Below are 1,571 nucleotides of genomic sequence, written 5' to 3'. Positions count from 1 at the left end.
AACTATTCTTCTAGAGAAATGGAAACCTCCTGTAAAAGAGATGTAAATTTCATGTACCTGTTAGAAGGTTCACCAGTACCAGATCATTCTACCTTTGCAAGGTTCCGTAGTCTTCACTTTACTCCATGTTCAGAAACAATTATGGCTGAAATGACAAACTTTCTTTATGAAATTGGAGAAATATTAGGAGATGCAATATTTATTGATGGTACAAAGATAGAATCCTGCGCCAACAAGTACACCTTCGTTTGGAAAAAAGCAGTTTCAAAAAATTTGGAGAGATTACTTTATAAATTAGTTGATTTCGTAGATGAATGTGAAGAACTGTATGGAATAAAGCTTATATATGAGAACAAAGTAAAAATAAAGCATGTCAAAAAGCTACGCAAGAAGCTTTACGCCTTGAAAAAACAAGAAAATATAGAATTTGTACATGGATGTGGTAAAAGAAAAACTTCACTTCAACGTTCAATTGAAAAACTCGAAGAATATCTTAATAAGCTAAAAGAATATACACAAAAAATCCATACCTGCGGCAAGCGTAATAGCTATTCAAAGACAGATAAAGATGCAACGTTTATGAGGATGAAAGAAGACGCCATGAAAAACGGTCAGTTAAAACCTGCTTATAATGTGCAGCATGGAGTTGATTCTGAATATATAGTGTGGCTTACTGTAGGCGACCAGCCTACTGATACAACAACATTGATTCCGTTTATAAAAAGTATGGAAAATTTCTTGTATTTTAAGTATTTTAAAATTGTTGCAGATGCAGGCTATGAGAGTGAGGAAAATTATGCTTATATTAAAGAAAACGCACAGTTGTCATATATTAAGCCAGCAAATTATGAAATATCAAAAACAAGGAAATATAAAAATGATATAAGTAAAATAGAAAACATGGATTATACAAAGTTGGGTGATTATTATACTTGCAAAAATAATAAAAAGCTAATAGTAAATAAAATAGTAAAAAGAAAAAGTAGGACTGGCTATATAAGTGAAAAAACAATTTACACTTCTGAGGACTGCAGTAACTGTGAGCATAAGAATAAATGTATAAAAGGACATAACTGCAAAACACCATTAGAAGAAAGAGTTAAAAATCTCGAAACTTCAAAGCTGTTCAACATGCTTCGCAAAGAGAATCTTGAAAGAATTGTAAGTGAAGAAGGCTGCGAGTTGAGAATGAATCGAAGTATTCAGGCCGAAGGCTCTTTTGCGGAAATAAAACACGATATGGGATTTCGTAGATATCTAAGCAAAGGCAAAAGGAATGTTTTGTCAGAAAGTATTCTGTTAGTAATGGCACATAATATAAATAAGCTACATAATAAAATTCAGTCAGATAGAACTGGAACACATCTTTTTCCACTTAAAAAGAGTTCCTAATTTTTAAGTTTTAAAAGTTTTGTAAATTAAAAAAAGCCTTAATATCAAAGGTTTATTAAAGTGCGCCATTTTTTAATTATTTGGCTTATTTGAGTTTGGAATATCACTAAAATTTCCATGGAATACAAAAAAACGCTGCCGCGTTAGCATATTTTTTTATGCTAATGCGACAGCCCCAT

The 1,571-nt window shown here is 31.6% G+C and carries 1 protein-coding gene; it reads left to right on the top strand.

The features are described from left to right. Positions 1-1,392 (top strand): transposase (locus tag P8V03_RS18935; protein ID WP_318799366.1); only part of this gene is annotated, 1,392 nt, incomplete at its 5' end. Positions 1,393-1,571 lie beyond the last annotated feature (179 nt).

Source organism: Clostridium tanneri, from assembly GCF_033659955.1.
Lineage (GTDB): Bacteria > Bacillota > Clostridia > Clostridiales > Clostridiaceae > Clostridium_AM > Clostridium_AM tanneri.
This window is presented reverse-complemented; position numbering and strand designations above follow the sequence as displayed.